This is a genomic window from Streptococcus sp. OMI870 (genome assembly GCF_047460295.1).
Lineage (GTDB): Bacteria > Bacillota > Bacilli > Lactobacillales > Streptococcaceae > Streptococcus.
The window spans coordinates 318,326-334,333 of the sequence record NZ_JASHGM010000001.1 but is presented as its reverse complement, the minus strand read 5'-3'; the positions used below and the strand labels follow the sequence as shown (position 1 = coordinate 334,333).

The 16,008-nt window shown below is 41.6% G+C and carries 18 protein-coding genes; 16 read left to right on the top strand and 2 right to left on the bottom strand.

What is annotated here, in order from left to right:
- The 16 genes from hemB (at position 1) to QM968_RS01590 (ending at position 14,704) form a co-directional block, all read left to right on the top strand.
- A complete protein-coding gene (gene hemB / locus QM968_RS01665) occupies positions 1-969 on the top strand; it encodes a porphobilinogen synthase (protein ID WP_118095009.1) in 969 nt (322 codons plus the stop codon).
- 8 nt (positions 970-977) lie between these two features.
- Positions 978-2,258 (top strand): glutamate-1-semialdehyde 2,1-aminomutase, encoded by a 1,281-nt coding sequence (gene hemL / locus QM968_RS01660; RefSeq protein WP_118095011.1) that lies wholly within the window; start codon positions 978-980, stop codon positions 2,256-2,258.
- A 13-nt stretch (positions 2,259-2,271) separates the two neighbouring features.
- On the top strand, positions 2,272-2,856 hold the full coding sequence (gene cobU / locus QM968_RS01655; RefSeq protein ID WP_118095013.1) for a bifunctional adenosylcobinamide kinase/adenosylcobinamide-phosphate guanylyltransferase: 585 nt from the start codon (positions 2,272-2,274) through the stop codon (positions 2,854-2,856).
- On the top strand, positions 2,853-3,575 hold the full coding sequence (cobS, locus tag QM968_RS01650; RefSeq protein WP_118095601.1) for an adenosylcobinamide-GDP ribazoletransferase: 723 nt from the start codon (positions 2,853-2,855) through the stop codon (positions 3,573-3,575). Before cobU ends, cobS begins: the two co-directional genes overlap by 4 nt.
- The gene (locus tag QM968_RS01645; protein WP_414363131.1) at positions 3,572-4,186 is read left to right on the top strand and encodes a histidine phosphatase family protein; all 615 of its coding nucleotides are present in this window, start codon (positions 3,572-3,574) and stop codon (positions 4,184-4,186) included. Before cobS ends, QM968_RS01645 begins: the two co-directional genes overlap by 4 nt.
- A 90-nt stretch (positions 4,187-4,276) precedes the next feature.
- A complete protein-coding gene (locus QM968_RS01640) occupies positions 4,277-5,812 on the top strand; it encodes an ABC transporter substrate-binding protein (protein ID WP_118095017.1) in 1,536 nt (511 codons plus the stop codon).
- A 4-nt stretch (positions 5,813-5,816) separates the two neighbouring features.
- Complete coding sequence (locus tag QM968_RS01635; RefSeq protein WP_414381720.1) at positions 5,817-6,578, top strand: oligopeptide/dipeptide ABC transporter ATP-binding protein; 762 nt, start codon at positions 5,817-5,819, stop codon at positions 6,576-6,578.
- Positions 6,579-6,591: 13 nt separating this feature from the next.
- Positions 6,592-7,362 carry an ABC transporter ATP-binding protein gene (locus QM968_RS01630; protein WP_414381717.1) on the top strand — a complete coding sequence of 257 codons (771 nt, stop codon included), beginning with the start codon at positions 6,592-6,594 and terminating at the stop codon, positions 7,360-7,362.
- Positions 7,359-8,351: an ABC transporter permease gene (locus QM968_RS01625; RefSeq protein WP_414381715.1), complete on the top strand. Its 993-nt coding sequence runs from the start codon at positions 7,359-7,361 to the stop codon at positions 8,349-8,351. The genes QM968_RS01630 and QM968_RS01625 overlap by 4 nt, the downstream gene beginning before the upstream one ends.
- Entirely contained in the window at positions 8,351-9,166 is an 816-nt protein-coding gene (locus tag QM968_RS01620; RefSeq protein WP_414381712.1) for an ABC transporter permease, read from the top strand. Before QM968_RS01625 ends, QM968_RS01620 begins: the two co-directional genes overlap by 1 nt.
- 10 nt (positions 9,167-9,176) lie before the next feature.
- Complete coding sequence (gene nikA, locus QM968_RS01615) at positions 9,177-10,790, top strand: nickel ABC transporter substrate-binding protein (RefSeq protein ID WP_414381709.1); 1,614 nt, start codon at positions 9,177-9,179, stop codon at positions 10,788-10,790.
- 142 nt (positions 10,791-10,932) lie between these two features.
- A complete protein-coding gene (locus QM968_RS01610; protein ID WP_414381706.1) occupies positions 10,933-11,871 on the top strand; it encodes an ABC transporter permease in 939 nt (312 codons plus the stop codon).
- Positions 11,868-12,677, top strand: coding sequence for an ABC transporter permease (locus QM968_RS01605; protein WP_414381704.1), 810 nt, complete (start codon positions 11,868-11,870; stop codon positions 12,675-12,677). Before QM968_RS01610 ends, QM968_RS01605 begins: the two co-directional genes overlap by 4 nt.
- Complete coding sequence (locus QM968_RS01600) at positions 12,658-13,449, top strand: ATP-binding cassette domain-containing protein (protein WP_414381701.1); 792 nt, start codon at positions 12,658-12,660, stop codon at positions 13,447-13,449. The genes QM968_RS01605 and QM968_RS01600 overlap by 20 nt, the downstream gene beginning before the upstream one ends.
- Positions 13,436-14,092: an ABC transporter ATP-binding protein gene (locus QM968_RS01595; protein WP_009730900.1), complete on the top strand. Its 657-nt coding sequence runs from the start codon at positions 13,436-13,438 to the stop codon at positions 14,090-14,092. Before QM968_RS01600 ends, QM968_RS01595 begins: the two co-directional genes overlap by 14 nt.
- A 39-nt stretch (positions 14,093-14,131) precedes the next feature.
- A complete protein-coding gene (locus QM968_RS01590) occupies positions 14,132-14,704 on the top strand; it encodes a flavin reductase family protein (protein ID WP_009730901.1) in 573 nt (190 codons plus the stop codon).
- Positions 14,705-14,735: 31 nt separating this feature from the next.
- Here QM968_RS01590 and QM968_RS01585 read toward each other — a convergent pair whose 3' ends face one another.
- Together QM968_RS01585 and QM968_RS01580 are read right to left on the bottom strand one after the other, a co-directional pair.
- The gene (locus QM968_RS01585) at positions 14,736-15,662 is read right to left on the bottom strand and encodes a hypothetical protein (RefSeq protein WP_414381699.1); all 927 of its coding nucleotides are present in this window, start codon (positions 15,660-15,662) and stop codon (positions 14,736-14,738) included.
- Positions 15,663-15,736: 74 nt separating this feature from the next.
- Complete coding sequence (locus tag QM968_RS01580) at positions 15,737-15,979, bottom strand: type B 50S ribosomal protein L31 (protein WP_003016441.1); 243 nt, start codon at positions 15,977-15,979, stop codon at positions 15,737-15,739.
- Positions 15,980-16,008 lie beyond the last annotated feature (29 nt).

Genomic DNA, 16,008 nt, shown 5'->3' with positions numbered 1-16,008 from the left:
ATGAATTTTAAAAGACATCGTAGATTAAGAAAGAATTCTCTAATGAGAGATTTAGTAAGAGAAACGACTCTCAGTGTCAATGACTTTATTCAACCCCTCTTTGTAAAGGAGAATCTAGAGCAAAAAGAAGAAGTGGCTTCCATGCCAGGAGTCTATCAATTTTCCTTAGCAGATCTTCTGGAAGAAGTCGAATCCTGTGTACAACTCGGGATTAAATCTTTTATAATCTTTGGAATTCCAGCTCTTAAAGATGAAGTTGGTTCAGAAGCTTCTAATCCGGATGGAATTGTTCAAAAAGCCCTTCGCTTGATCAAGCAACACTATCCAGATCTCATTCTTGTAGCAGATACCTGTCTCTGTGAATTTACGAATCATGGCCATTGTGGCATTCTAGATGGTGAAACGGTTGTGAACGATCTTTCTTTGGAACGCTTAGTCCAAGTAGCGATTAGTCAAGCTGAAGCGGGAGCAGATATCATTGCGCCGTCCAATGCCATGGATGGATATGTTGCAGCGATTCGAGAAGGCTTAGACAAGTCTGGCTTTGACATGGTACCGATTATGTCTTATTCGGTTAAATTTGCTTCTAGTTTTTATGGACCATTTCGTGATGCTGGTGAGAGTGCTCCGGCATTTGGTGATAGAAAAACCTATCAGATGGATCCAGCAAACCGTTTAGAAGCTCTGCGGGAGGCTCAAAGTGATGAGGAAGAAGGAGCAGATTTCCTAATGGTAAAACCGGCTCTTGCCTTCTTAGATGTCTTAAGAGATATACGAAATCAAAGCGATCTTCCACTTGTGGCATACAATGTCAGTGGGGAATACAGTATGGTGAAGGCTGCTGCTGCCCAAGGTTGGATTGATGAGAGAGCAGTGGTCCTGGAAAGTCTCATCGGAATGAAACGAGCAGGAGCGGATTTAATCATATCTTATTTTGCCAAGGATGTAGCAGGATATTTGAAAGGCTAGGTTGAAACATGAAACGAACACAATCAAATGATTACTTCAAGGAGGCAGAATCCATTTTCCCAGGTGGTGTCAATAGCCCTGTACGAGCTTTTAAGGCAGTTGGTGGCAATCCTCTCTTTATAGACCATGCTCAAGGAGCTTATCTCTATGATGTAGATGGGAATCAATTTGTGGATTACGTGCTCTCTTGGGGACCAATGATTTTAGGACATGCTCCTAAAGATGTTCTTGAAAAAGTACAAGATGCCCTATGGGAAGGTACTAGTTATGGTGCACCGAGTCCACGTGAAATCAAACTAGGCAAGCTTATTAAAGAACGTCTCCCTTTTGTAGAGAGAATTCGAATGGTCAATTCTGGAACAGAGGCAACCATGAGTGCCATCCGTTTAGCGCGTGGGATTACTAAAAGACCAAAGGTAGTGAAATTTATTGGTTGCTACCATGGTCATAGTGATTCTTTCTTGGTTCAAGCGGGGTCTGGTGTGGCAAGTTTTGGCATTGCAGATTCTGCAGGTGTGATACCTGAGGTGGCGCGTGAGACGATTGCCCTTCCTTATAACGACTTAGATGCATTGCGAACTTGTTTTGAAGAGCATGGTCATGAAATCGCTTGTGTCATTGTAGAAGCCATTGCAGGAAACATGGGCTTGATTCCAGGCCATAAAGAATTCATCGAAGAGATTCGCCGTCTGACGACAGAAGCTGGTTCTCTCTTTATCATTGATGAAGTCATGACTGGTTTTCGTGCTCATTATCAAGGGGCTGTGGGCTTGTATCAAGTTGATCCAGATTTGATCTGTCTGGGAAAAGTCATCGGTGGTGGTTTCCCAGTAGCTGCTTTTGGTGGAAAAGCTCAATACATGAACCAAATTGCTCCTTTAGGAGATATATATCAAGCGGGTACTTTATCAGGAAATCCAATCGCCATGGCAGCTGGTTATGAAAACTTACGCCTTTTGACCAAAGAAGTCTTTGAACAAACTGTTGAAAAGACAGACTACCTCTGTCAAGGTATCCGTAAATTAGCTGAAAAGCATGGGCTAGCCCTCCAAGTGGTTTCTGTTGGAACCATGTTTGGATTTTTCTTCTCAGAAAAAACAGTATTGAATTTTGAGGATTCTAAACAAGCAGACCATCAACTTTTTGCCAAGGCACATGGGCTACTTTTGCAAGAAGGGGTTTATATTGCTCCATCTCAGTATGAAAGCAACTTCTTATCAAGTGCTCATTCTTATGAGGATCTAGACCGCACCTTAGCTGCTTTTGACAAAGCCTTTAGCCAGTTATAATGAGAGGAAAAATATGGGGAAGATTGTTTTAGTCACAGGTGGAGCTCGTAGTGGTAAATCCTCCTTTGCTGAATCAACACTCTTGCAGAAAGAGGGAGTTTGTTACATTGCAACAGGCCTCGTCATGAAAGAAGATCCAGAGTGGCAGGAACGGGTCAAACTCCATCAACAAAGACGACCAAAAAGCTGGGATACGCTCGAGCAATACCGAGACTTAGCTAGCTGGATTGATCAAGACAACCATAGCGATTACTTATTAGACTGTGCCACCATGTTAACCACCAATCGACTATTTGATCTTGTTAACGAGTGGTATCCGGAGAAAGGATTCTTATCGGACGAGCAGTTTTTAAGTAAAGCAGAACAAGCTCGTATTTTGGAAGCCATCGAAGCCGAGTGGTCTCAGATACTTTCTGCCATGAAGGGGCGCGAAGCTACTTTTTGGATTGTCACTAATGAAGTGGGTCTTGGCATCGTTCCAGACACTCGTCTTGGACGATACTTTAGAGATCTTCAAGGTCGGGTCAATCAATTAATCGCAAAGGAGGCAAGTGAAGTCTACTTAATTATTTGTGGGCTAGCACAGCAGTTAAAATGATTTCAGCACTCATTATCTATACACAATTTTTTAGTCGGATTGTAATTCCCAAAGCGGTTGATCTCTCCTATGTTCGAAAAGGAGTTCCAATTTTAACGCTCTTTGGTCTCCTATTAGGTCTCATTTCCTCCTTATTTTTTGTTTTAACTTCTTTGGTGCTTCCTGAGAACATTGCTTGGATTTTGACCTTGTTCTTTGATGTGCTTCTCACTGGAGGCTTTCATTTGGACGGCCTTGCTGATACAGCAGACGGATTGTTCTCTTCACGTTCTAAGGACCGAATGTTGGAAATTATGAAAGACAGCCGTATTGGAAGCAATGGTGTTTTGGCCTTGATTTTCTATTATGGCCTCATGATTGCGATGGGACCTTATCTCCCTCAGCCCAAGTGGCTCATTGTAGCTTCTTTATCAATGATTGGGAAGGTTGGATTGACTATTCAGCTCTATAAAATGCGCTATGCACGAGAATCTGGTGGTTCTGGGAACTTCTTTTCTGGAACCAAGACCAGCTCTATCCTTCTTGCTCAGCTTGTTCCACTAGCTGTCCTTGTTGGTGGTTTTTGGTTAAAAGGGCTCCTTGCTTATAGCTTAGTCATCATAGGGTCTCTTGCCTTTCGCTGGTTCGTTTATCAAAAGATTGATGGGGAGACAGGAGATACCTTAGGAGCATCAGTAGAAGTAGCACAGATATTATTTTTGTTAGGAATGATCATATGACAGTAAAAAAGTGGTACCTGATTCGTCATGGGGAAACAGACTTTAATAAAAAACGTTTTTTTTACGGAAAAGCGGATGTTTCTATCAATGAAACAGGAAAAGAGCAAGCAAGTAAGATTCATCAGTTGCTGAAAGGAAGAGCCATTTCTCGGATCTATACCAGTCAGCTCAAAAGAACTCTAGAAACAGCTGCCATTATTTTTCCAGATCAGATCCCCACAGCATATAAAGCATTGAATGAAAGAGATTTCGGACTATGGGAGGGAAGGACAGCCAATGAAATTCAAGTGGCCTTTCCCTTAGTTTGGGAAGAATGGTTGGAAAGTCCCTTTGACGTAACTCCATCTAAGGCAGAACCCTTTCAAAAATTTAAAGATCGGGTCCAATCCATTGTCGAAGAGATTCGTGAAACAGAGGATGATGAAATTGCGATAGTTGGGCATCTAGGTGTTTTGCGCTTGATTTATCAATTTTTAGTAGATCCGAAAGCTGACTTTTGGTCGATTGATATCCCTCAAGGTACTGTTTTACTCCTTGAAGACAAGGATTCTTGGGAAGAAACGTTACTTACAGAAGGTGGCGAGAAGGATCCTGCAAGCGAAAGCTGCTGAAGATGGAAACTAGGTCAAGAAGGTAAGAGAAATTTTCTTTTGTTCTTACTTTCTTGAAAATAAAAATATATTAATAGAATGAGGATATAAATGAAAAAATGGAAATTTATGATCGGAGCGACGCTCATGAGTCTAGCCCTTATGGGTTGTGCAAAAACTAATCAACCCTCGTCACCAGAAGCAGCTAAAAATGCTCAAACGGTGACGATTGGTTATACCCAATTCCCAACCAATATTGATCCGGCAGATGAATATAATGGTTGGTTTACTGTTCGTTATGGAGTTGGAGAAACCTTATTTAAAATGGATGATCAGTTAGTCCCTCAACCCTGGCTAGCTGAAAAAATAGAACAAACTTCTCAATTAGAGTGGAAAATCACCCTTCGCAATGATGTCACTTTCCAAAATGGGGAAAAAATGACAGGGGCTAAGGTAGAGGCCTCTCTAAAACGACTGCTTGAAAAGAGTAAGCGCGCGGCTGCTGACCTTGGAATAGAGAGTATCCATTCTGAAGGTCAAACCGTAACTATCAAAACAAAATCAGAACAGCCTATTATGAAAAATCTATTGGCTGAACCGTACTCAGTCATTGTAGATGTGGATGGAAAATCTGCATCAGATAAAGCTCCAGTAGGAACAGGACCATTTTTAATCAAGACCTATACACCAGAAACAGGTGCTACATTAGAGGCCTATTCAAATTATTGGGGTGGCAAAGCCAAGGTAGCACAGGTCAAGATTAAATATTTCTCTGATCCAACAGCGATTTCTGCTGCCCTTCAATCTAATGAAGTCGATGCTGTATATGGGCTTCCATACGCGAATTTAACTACTTTTAAAAAGGACAGTAAATATAAAATTTCTGAAAAAGAAGGTGGCCGTTACTTAAGCTATGTCTACAACTTTGAAGATCCTTATGTAGCTGATGATCAGTTCCGTCAAGCTTTGGATACCTTGGTCGACAAGAAAACTTATACAGAATCCCTCTTTAAAGGAGCGGCTGTTCCAGCCACAGGACCTCTCCCTACCAGCTCCGATTTTGCCTTGGATAAAAGTGTTCATGAGTTTAATGTAGAAAAAGCGAAGAAACTGTTAGATGAGGCTGGCTACAAGGATACCGATGGAGATGGTTACCGTGAAAAAGATGGAAAGAAAGTCACGATTGAATTACTCTCCTTTACTCGTTTACCAGAAATGCCGTTAGCTATTGAAGCTTCTCAACAACAATTAAAAGAGGTTGGAATTGAAGCGAAGATTCGTAAGGTGGAAGTGAGTGCTGTTGCAACAGAGAAAGATTATGCCTTCACGCCTTATGCAGTAGTAGCTGCTCCGATTGGCGATCCATATGCTTACTTTAACTCAGCTGTCAAAACTGGGGGAGTAGGAAATATTGGTCATTATAGCAATGCGGAAGCTGATCAGAAGATCGAAGCGCTAGCAACTGAGACCGATCAGAAAAAACGGATCCAATTGAGCAAGGACATTCAAGCCCTTATGGATAAGGATCATGGTTATACGATCATTGGATTTTATAAAGTTGCCATCGTCATGGACAAATCCATCTCTCATTTAGAGTCTCATCCAACAGATTATTATCATGTAACCAACAAACTCTCGAAGGAGTAAAGCTATGTTGCAACTGACGAATGTCACGGTTTCTTCCCCGTCAAAGGTTATTTTAGATCAACTTTCTCTAACCGTTTCGGCAGGTGAAGCAGTCGGAATCGTCGGAGAAAGCGGAAGTGGCAAAACAACGATTTTAAAACTGCTTTTGGGTCTTCCCTTGAATGACTTAGTCTTTACCCAAGGCAGGATTTCTTATAGGGATCAGACCATCAGCCCACAAAAGAAGCGGGTTTCTTATCCATTTGTGGGGACAGAACTGGCCTGGATTACCCAACAGTCCAGTCTCGGTTTTAACAACAACCGTAAAATCAAGCACCATTACGAGGATCTCGTCAAGAGTCATGGCTCTCAAGTAGAAAAGATGAGATCGTTAGAGGAATGCCTCCAGATGGTTGGCTTAGATCCAGCACAGGTTCCATCAAAGTACCCTTTTGAACTCAGTGGAGGTATGATGCAACGAGTGGCCATTGCTTTGGCCTTAGCCAGTCATCCTAAATTGCTCTTGGCAGATGAGCCGACCAGTGCACTTGATGTTCTCTCCAAGGAATCGTTTATTCAAACCTTGATTGAATTGCTAAGTATCGAAGAATCTAGCCTCTTATTTGTCACTCATGATATGAGTGTCGCCAAAAGGTTGGCAGATAGGATCTTGGTTATGAAGGAGGGGAAGATTGTGGAAGAAGGAAGTCGCGACCAAATTTTCCAAAATCCGCAACATCCCTACACCCAGAAGTTACTAAGGGCTATTCCAAAATTAAAATTGTAGCAGGAGTTACCAAATGACCTATTTACTCGAATGTAAAGATCTCACTCATCATTATAATGATCTGCTTCATCATCAGGTTGGTGTTTTTGATGTCTCCTTTACGCTAGAAAAAGGGCATCGACTTGGTTTGGTTGGAGAATCCGGTTCGGGTAAAAGCACCATTGCCAAAATTCTGAGTCGACTCCTCAATGTGCAAGAGGGAAGTATTCAGTTCTTGGGGCAATCGCTGACGATTTATACAGACTTTGAGTTTTACAAAAAGGTGCAATACATTTCTCAACAGCCCCAAGAAGCCTTTCATCCCAAAAGGACCTTACAAGCAAGTTTAGAAGAGGTTTGTCAGAATTTTAATATTTGTAAGACTAAGAAGGAGATGGAAGAGCAGATTCACCAACTCTTGGAAAGGGTTGGCTTACATCCGGATCTGGCGCAGCAGTTTCCCCACCAATTAAGTGGCGGAGAATGCCAACGGATGGCTATAGCCAGAGCTCTCTTGGTCCAGCCTGACTTATTGATTTGTGATGAGATCACCAGTGCCTTAGACGTGACTGTCCAAGAGGGAGTGATGGACCTTCTACAAGAGATTCAGAATAGCTCCCAAACCTCTTTTCTCTTTATTTCACACGATATTGCGCTGGTCAGCCAATTTTGTGATGAAATCATGGTACTAAAAGATGGAAAAATTCAAGAGAAAGGGGTGATGTCAGACGTTTTGCGAAATCCTCAATCGGACTACACCAAAATGTTGATGAAACCATATCAGGAAGAAGGAAGGGAGCCATGATAAGATATTTCATCAAATTACTGTTTCAAATGGTTTTGATTCTGCTCTGTGTCAGCTTTCTTTCATTTTTACTCGTTTATTTGGCAAAAGGGGACCCTGCAGAAAGTATCTTAAATGCGCAAGGAATTCCTTATACCAAAGAACTACTAGAGATAAAACGAGCTGAGATGGGCTTAAATGATAGTTTTATTTTGCAATATCTGAGATGGTTAGGAAACATCCTACAAGGAAATTTCGGGATCAGCTATCGTACAGGAGCCCCAGTTTGGGATCAATTGGTCTTTTACTTTCCAAATACGATCTATCTAGGGATCTATATCTTGTTAGCAACGCTTGCCATTTCCCTTCCTCTTTCGATATATGCAGCCTATCATATCGGTAGTCGACTGGATCGATTTATAATGACGGTTTGCGCATTTTTAAATGCCATTCCTAGTTTTGTCATTGGAATTCTCTTAATGCTTGTCTTTTCGGTCAAGCTTGGCTGGTTTCCTATTCAGTCAACCGCAAATGAATGGGGGTTAATTTTACCGATTTCTACCATGGCCCTGACCATGTCTACGCGCTATATTCCTCAATTAAGAACGGCCTTCATAGATGAGCTGCAGTCACCAGCAGTAGAAGGTGCCAGAGGACGTGGCATACCGGAAGGTCGCATTCTATTTAAGGATGTCTTGTATAATACCCTTCCCTTTTTGTTGACATTGGTGAGTTTGTCACTGGGTTCTCTGTTAGGAGGTGTTGCTATCATAGAGTATTTATTCTCTTGGCCAGGAATTGGAAAAATGCTGATTGCAGTTGTGGTCAATCGGGATTATCCTCTGGTCCAAGGTGCTGTTCTGGTGATTACACTTGGGGTATTGCTTGTCAATTTTACCACCCAAGCCTTGATCACGTTGCTAAATCCGAAGTCCCGTCTATCGCAACCAACCCCCTTCCTTCTTTTTAAAAAAGAGGTCAGTCCTAAAGGAAATGGAGGGGCTAAGTGATGAAAAAAGTTAGTCACCGCAACCTCTATCTCTTGGCTGGCTGCCTTCTCTTGGTTCTAGTGGTTTCTTGTCTGTTTCCCTTCTTTTTAGGAGACAGCATCACCAAGGTCCATTTAGAAAATGCCCTCCAAGCACCCAATAGTCAAGAATGGTTTGGTACAGATGCTGTGGGCCGGTCTGTATTTGCTCGAACTCTGAGTGGTGGAGTACAAACCATTGTTCCTGCAGTCGGGATCCTCCTCTTTGTAACCCTTGTTGGTTCCTTGATTGGAGTGACCAGTGCCTTGATAGGCGGTAAGTTGGATCGTGCTATTTTCTTGTTCATTACGACTTTTCAGTCCTTGCCATCCATAATCTTAGTGATTGCTATTGTGAGCCTATTAGGAGTAGGTTTGCAACAAACGGTCATAGCCATTGGCTTAACGGCTTGGACCAAGTATGCCTATATCACGAGGTCGCTGACCCTGCGTTTAAAAAATGAATTCTATATTCAGTCAGCAAAAATGTATGGAAATAGTTTTTGGAAGACCATCAAACATTACTATGTTCCTAGTCTATTTCCACAAATTGTCACCACCATGATCTTTAATGTTTCAACAATCATCATGGAGATTGCCGGCCTCAGTTTTGTTGGACTAGGCGCGCAAGCACCGTCTCCAGAATGGGGAGCCATGATGAATGATGGTCGCACCTATATCCAGGAGGCTCCCTGGATCGTCGCTTTTCCTTGCATCTTCTTAATCGGGGTCATTTTATTGATTACAAATTTTGGAGATGCCTTACAAACTAGTGTTAATAAAAATAATCAATCATGAGGTTTTAATAATGAAGAAATTTTGGAAATTAGCTGTTACGAGTTTAGCAGTTTTGTGTTTAGCTGCCTGCCAGCAGAATGGCAAGGCTGCAGACAGTAGTGGTGAAAAAGATAAAATCACGCTTGCTTGGGGAGAAGACTTCGGAGATGTCAATCCTCACGTATATAATCCAGATCAATTTGTTATTCAAGATTTGGTTTATGAAGGGCTTGTTCGTTACGGAGACAATGGGAAAATTGAGCCTGCCTTAGCTGAGAGCTGGAAAGTTAGTGAAGATGGGAAAACCTATACTTTCAACTTGAGAAAAGCCAAATTCTCAGATGGCTCTGATTTCAACGCAGCTAATGTGAAGCGGAATTTCGATACGATCTTCTCAAAAGAAAACAAAGGAAACCATGAATGGTTTAACTTCACCAATGTTTTGGATAGTTACAAAGTTGTTGATGATCATACCTTTGAAATTACCCTTAAAGAACCATATAGTGCCACACTTTATGATCTATCTATGATTCGTCCAATTCGTTTCTTAGCAGATGCCAGCTTCCCAGATGGTGACGATACAACTAAAAATAAAATTAAATCTTCTATCGGTACCGGTCAATGGGTGGTCAAAGAAAAGAAATCCAACGAATACATTACCTTTGCACGGAACGAAAACTACTGGGGTGAAAAACCAAAACTAAAAGAAGTTACCATCAAGATTATTCCTGATGCTCAAACACGTGCCCTAGAATTTGAATCTGGTAAAGTAGATTTGCTGTATGGAAATGGTGTGATTGGCTTAGATACCTTTGCTCAATACAAAAAGGATAAGAAATATACAACAGATGTTTCTCAGCCGATGTCTTCTCGTTTGTTGCTCTTAAATGCCAAACAAGAAGTCTTCCAAGATAAGAATGTTCGCAAGGCGATCAACCACGCGGTTAATAAAAAAGAAATCGCAGAGAAATTGTTCATGGGGGCAGAAACTCCTGCCGACACCATCTTCTCTAAATCAACTCCTCACTCAGATGCTGGCATAACACCATATAAATTTGATAACAAAGAAGCAGAAAAAATGTTAGATGCTGCCGGCTGGAAGAAAGGTTCTGATGGAATCCGTGCCAAAGATGGCAAGAAGATGGAATTGAATTTCCCTTACATTTCTACAAAAGCAACGGATAAAGACCTAGCTGAATATTTCCAAGGCGAATTGAAGAAAATTGGTGTCGAAGTCAAATTGACTGCTATGGAAGAAGACGATTATTGGGAAAATGCAAAAACAGGAAACTTTGATATGATGCTCACCTTCTCTTGGGGAGCACCATGGGATCCTCACGCATGGATGACAGCTTTGACAGCTGAGTCTGCTCATGGTCACCCAGAAAATGTTTCCCTTGAAGCTCTTCCAATCAAGAAGGAATTGGATGAAACCATCAAACAAACCTTGACAGAAGCTGATGAAGAAAAAGTAGATGCAGGCTATAAGAAGGCCTTGACCTTGCTCCATGAAGAAGCGGTTTATATCCCATTGACTTATCAATCAGTTATCTCTGTTTATCGTACAGGTGAGTTGAAAAATGTTCGTTTCGCTCCAGAAGAAAATGCCCTTCCACTTCGCTACATTGAAAAAGTGAACAAATAAGGACAAAATCTTGATGAAGGAGACAATGTGGCCTCGCTCAAAGTGACAATCCTTCATTTTGTTAGGGGATTTCCGGTTTAAAGGATCTCTGAGGATCTTTTAAACCGGATCACATTGTTTTAGGATCTAACTATTATATGATATGAAAGCTATTTTTAAAAAAATTCTGAGTTTTATAAGTGGTTTACTTGTTATCTCCATTATCACCTTTATCCTCACAAAATTCACGTCGCAGGATCCAGCAGAGAATTATCTGCGAATTCGGCATTTGCCAATCACTCCAGCGGCTCTTGAAAATGCTAGAAGCTATTTGGGCTTGGATAAATCCTGGATTGAACAGTATCTTTCTTGGTTGATAAAGGTTCTTCATTTGGACTTTGGAACGTCTTATTTACTGAAGGAATCAGTTGTCAGTTTAATTGCTAGTCGGTTCTTATCCACTTTTTATTTAGGAGTGACTTCCTTTATTCTGATTATTATCGTTTCTATTCCAATTGGGGTTATCAGTGGCTTGAAGACCAATTCCTTCTTTGACAAATGCGTGCGCTTCCTTGGCTTTACCTCGGTATCCATGCCTGCCTTCTGGTTGGGTTACATGTTGATTTTTATTTTTTCTGTGAAATTAGGCTTATTGCCTGTATCTGGTAAAAATGAAACTCTCAGTATCGTCTTACCAAGCATCACCTTAAGCTTTTCGCTGATTGGCCAATATATTGCCTTGGTGAGAAAGGCTGTATCGACCCAGTTGGAGAGTCCACATGTTGAAAATGCGCGCATGAGAGGGGTTAAACTACGCTATCTTTTACCCAATCATGTTCTTCGGAATGCTTTGCCATCTATTGCGACTGGTTTAAGCCTAACCTTTGTCTATTTGATGACGGGTTCCTTGATTGTTGAAGAAGTCTTCTCCTGGAATGGATTAGGCAGTTTGTTTGTAGAGGCGATTCGATCGATCGATACTCCCTTAATTCAGGGATGTATGATGTTATTTGGCTTGCTATTCTTATTGAACAATGGCATGACACAAGCTGTCAACCACTGGATTGACCCACGAGTAAGGAAGAGAGGAAATAGATCATGAAAAAAAGTGTGAAGTTTTCCATTTTCATATTAGGTCTCTTGGTTTTCTTTGCTTTGTTTGCCTCCTTTATAGCGCCTTATGATCCCCAGTATGTGGATGTTTCCAATAAACTCCTAAGTCCGAATTCTAAACATCTTTTAGGAACAGATCAATTGGGAAGGGATGTTTTCTCGAGACTCTTATACGGGGCACGCTATTCCTTATTCTTAGCTGTCGCGATTAGTATCTTGGAAGTCGTGACCGGCTTTATCGTAGGCTTGGTTGTAGGTTGGTATCAGGGGAAAATGGAAGGAGCCTTTCTTTGGTTTACCAATGTCTTGATGGCTTTTCCAAGTTTTCTTCTCTCCCTAGCTACTGTTGGCATCTTGGGACAAGGGATGAGCAATATGATCATTGCCATAGTCATTATCGAATGGATCTACTATGCAAGGATTGTGACAAATCTGGTCATTTCTACCAAACAAGAGCCCTATGTGATCAGTTCCCAGATCATGGGAATGGGGTCCTTTCATATCCTCAAAAACCATATTTTGCCCTTTATTTACAAACCAGTACTGGTGATTCTTCTCATGAACATCGGGAATATCATTCTGATGATTTCTGGTTTTTCTTTCTTAGGAATTGGAGTCCAACCCAATGTTTCGGAGTGGGGCTTAATGTTGCATGATGCACGGGCTTACTTCCGAGTGGCACCTTGGATGATGATCGCACCAGGCTTAGCTATCTTTTTAACCGTTATTTCCTTTAACCTATTTGGTGAATATATCGAAGAGAAAGGAGAGAAGAATGGAATCATTCATCATTAAAGATCTTTCTCTTGTCGATCAGGAGGAGGCTCGTCTGGATCGGGTTTCTTTCACCCATCCCTTAGGCCAATCCCTGCTAGTGGTGGGAGAAAGTGGATCTGGAAAAACGCTCTTAACGAAGGCTTTAATAGGGATTATTCCTCGGAACATGAAACAGACCGGATCGATTCATTATGGGGATCTCCATCTAGATTCTTTTTCAGACAAAGACTGGAACGCCTTTAGAGGGCAAAAGATCGCCTATTTGGTTCAAAATCCCATGTCCATGTTTAATCCCTTTCAAACGATTTGGACGCATTTCTATGAGACCATAAAAAGTCACTCAACTCTTTCCAAAAGTGAATGCCGCAAGAAAGCTCTTGACGTTCTAGAAAAGGTTCGGATCGCAAATCCAGAATCGGTTCTCCAGCAATACTCCTTCGAACTAAGTGGAGGCATGCTCCAACGGATTATGTTAGGCATTATCTTATGTCTAGATCCAGAAACGATTATACTGGACGAACCAACCTCAGCGGTCGATCGTGTGAACCGTGAGATGATCCTAAGCTTGATCAAAGACTTACTGGTTCAGCATAAGACGGTTATTACTGTTACCCATGATTATTATTTGGCGAGGGAACTCGGGGGCAATATGTTGGTCTTGGAGAAGGGAAAAGTCGTTGAATTTGGAAAAACCGAGGATCTTTTGACAGCTCCAAAAGAAAGCTATACCAAGGAATTATTCTTAGAACAAGATTTGAAGCAGGTGATCAGAAATAATGCTGGAATGTAAAGATATTACGGTCAACTATCAAGGTAAAACTGTATTAGACCATTGCAATCTATCCATCAAAAAAGGTGAAATTGTCGGAATTATGGGAGAAAGTGGGAGTGGCAAGTCCACGCTGGCAAGAGTCATCTTAGGAATTGAAAAGCCAACTCAAGGACAGGTTCTCTTAGATGGCAAAACCTATTCCATCAAAGAGGATGGCGTTCGCATCTTAGTCGTTTTCCAAGATTCCTTTCACGCAGTCAATCCACGATTTACTGTGAAAGAAATCTTGCTAGAAGCTCTTTCCAAAGATTTTCCGATGGACCAGGTCGACACTGTTTTAAAAGAGGTAGGTTTACCATCAGAAGTACTAGAAAAAAGAGCAAGAGAATTAAGTGGTGGCCAGTTGCAAAGAGTTTGCATTGCCAGAACCTTGCTCCTAAACCCAGATGTCATTATTTTTGATGAATCTCTCAGTGGTTTGGATCCCAAAACCCAGGTACAGATTTTACAATTGCTTTATAAGATTCATGGTAAGTATCAGAATACCTTTATCTTCATCGCTCACGATGAGCAATTGTGCCGGGCCATTTGTGATCGCATCCTGATCTTAGAAAATGGCCAATTTACCCGTGAAATTCAGGATCTAGCGGAAGCGACCTGAACTTCCAAGGGAACAAGAAGCAATAAAAAGGAGAAAAGTGTGAAACAAACATTTGAAACACGTAAATTATATTTTGGATTTCCTGTATTTTTCTTAGGATACAAGGATGATGCGCATGGATATAATATTTCGACCTCTAGTTCAGCCTATACTCTCGGTAGTATGATGGTGGTCGCTATGAGAACCAAAGGAAATGCCGTCACAGAAATTAAAAAACACGGATCGTTCACCGTGAATATCCCTACAGAGGAGCTCTTAACAGAGGTTGAAATAGCTGGTTTCAATAGCCGCAAGGACAAGTTTGCTCTTACAGGTCTAGACTATACAATTGGGGAAACAGTAGACGCTCCAATGGTAACGGCTTGTCCAGTTTCCATTGAATGCCAAGTTGTTGAATTTGTAGAATGTGGAGCATTGACCAATATTATCGCTCGTGTAACCCGTCGTGAAGTAGAAGAAGACTTGATTGACGAAGATGGTACCTTCAAGAGCGATACTTTCTCACCGATCAGCTATATTGGAGATGGAGCTGGCCGTTATTATAGAAACTATAAAGATGGTGGCGTTCAAATGGGAAGCATCATCAAGAAAATCAGAGAAAATGAAGAATAGCAGAAAAAGGCTAGGGGACCCCTTAGCCTTTTTACTTTCCAAGCGCCACCTTTCGAAGAAGGGCTTTGCGTTTTCGTTCCTCTACCATGCTTAGAAACTCTTGGTAGGCTTTTTCTAGGTCAGCTTGGTATCCTTGCGGGACCTTAAATTCCAACTGATCCAGAAAGACAGGAGCACTGGTCCCTTTATAAATTTCACCTTGAAAGAAGTAGTGCTTGCTGACAATGTCGATAGAGAGTTGCGAAGAACGCCAGCGTCTCTTGCGCGTGTGTTTGGGTTTCCATCGAAGTTTTAGCTGCTGATCTCGCAAGTACCAGCCCATGATCTCAAGGTTGGCCCTTTGTCCAGTTTTAGGATCCAGATAGTCAGCTGGGATGCTGAAGACCTTGCCCCCACGTTTACTGTATAAGAAGGGATGAAAATCGGGAATGAAGTCATAGTCTTTTCTGGAGACAACCGATAGATCATCAGGAGCTCCCACCTCAGAACGGCTCGTATAACGAAAAGGATCAAAGTCTGCCAGGTTTTTAGCTGTTCTTTTCCACTCGAGTTCATAAGCCGTGACCTGGTCCCCTATAGTACGTGTCGACTTTAGAAAAGAAAGGACGTCCTCGTGCGCCTGATAGAGAGCAACGATGTTCTTTAACCGCGCTTCCTCAGAAAATTCGTACAGTTCTCGAGGAAAAGCCAAAACGTAGAGAGTATGCAGAACTTCAAGAGGGACAGCAGCGATGCCCTCTAAGAGCTCCTGACGGTCAATGAGACTGGCATGGGCAAATAAAAGACTCTGCCCAGAATCTTGTTCTAGATCAATCACAAACAGTTGCATCTCTCTTTTAAAACAGAGAATGAAAGTATCCGCTGTTTTCTTCTCAAAACGAACCAACGGAATAGAAGAATAATGGTGGTAGGGTTTTAAGGAAAGATAAGTCCCCAATGTTTCTGTGATATAGTGCATTTTTCTATTGTAGCATAAGAAAGGAAGAACTCAAAAAAACCACTCCCGAAAGGGAAGTGGTTCTGTGTTGGTTCTTATTTGAGACCGTATTTTTTGTTGAAACGATCCACACGTCCATCTGCTTGAGTGAACTTTTGACGTCCAGTGTAGAATGGGTGTGAGTCTGATGAAATTTCAACACGGATCAATGGGTAAGTTTCACCTTCGAATTCAACAGTCTCGCTAGAGTACTTAGTTGAACCACTAAGGAACTTGTAACCAGTAGTAGTGTCCATGAAGACAACAGGGCGATATTCTGGATGGATATCTTTTTTCATTTTGCAATATTTCCTTTCTGCCATGGTCT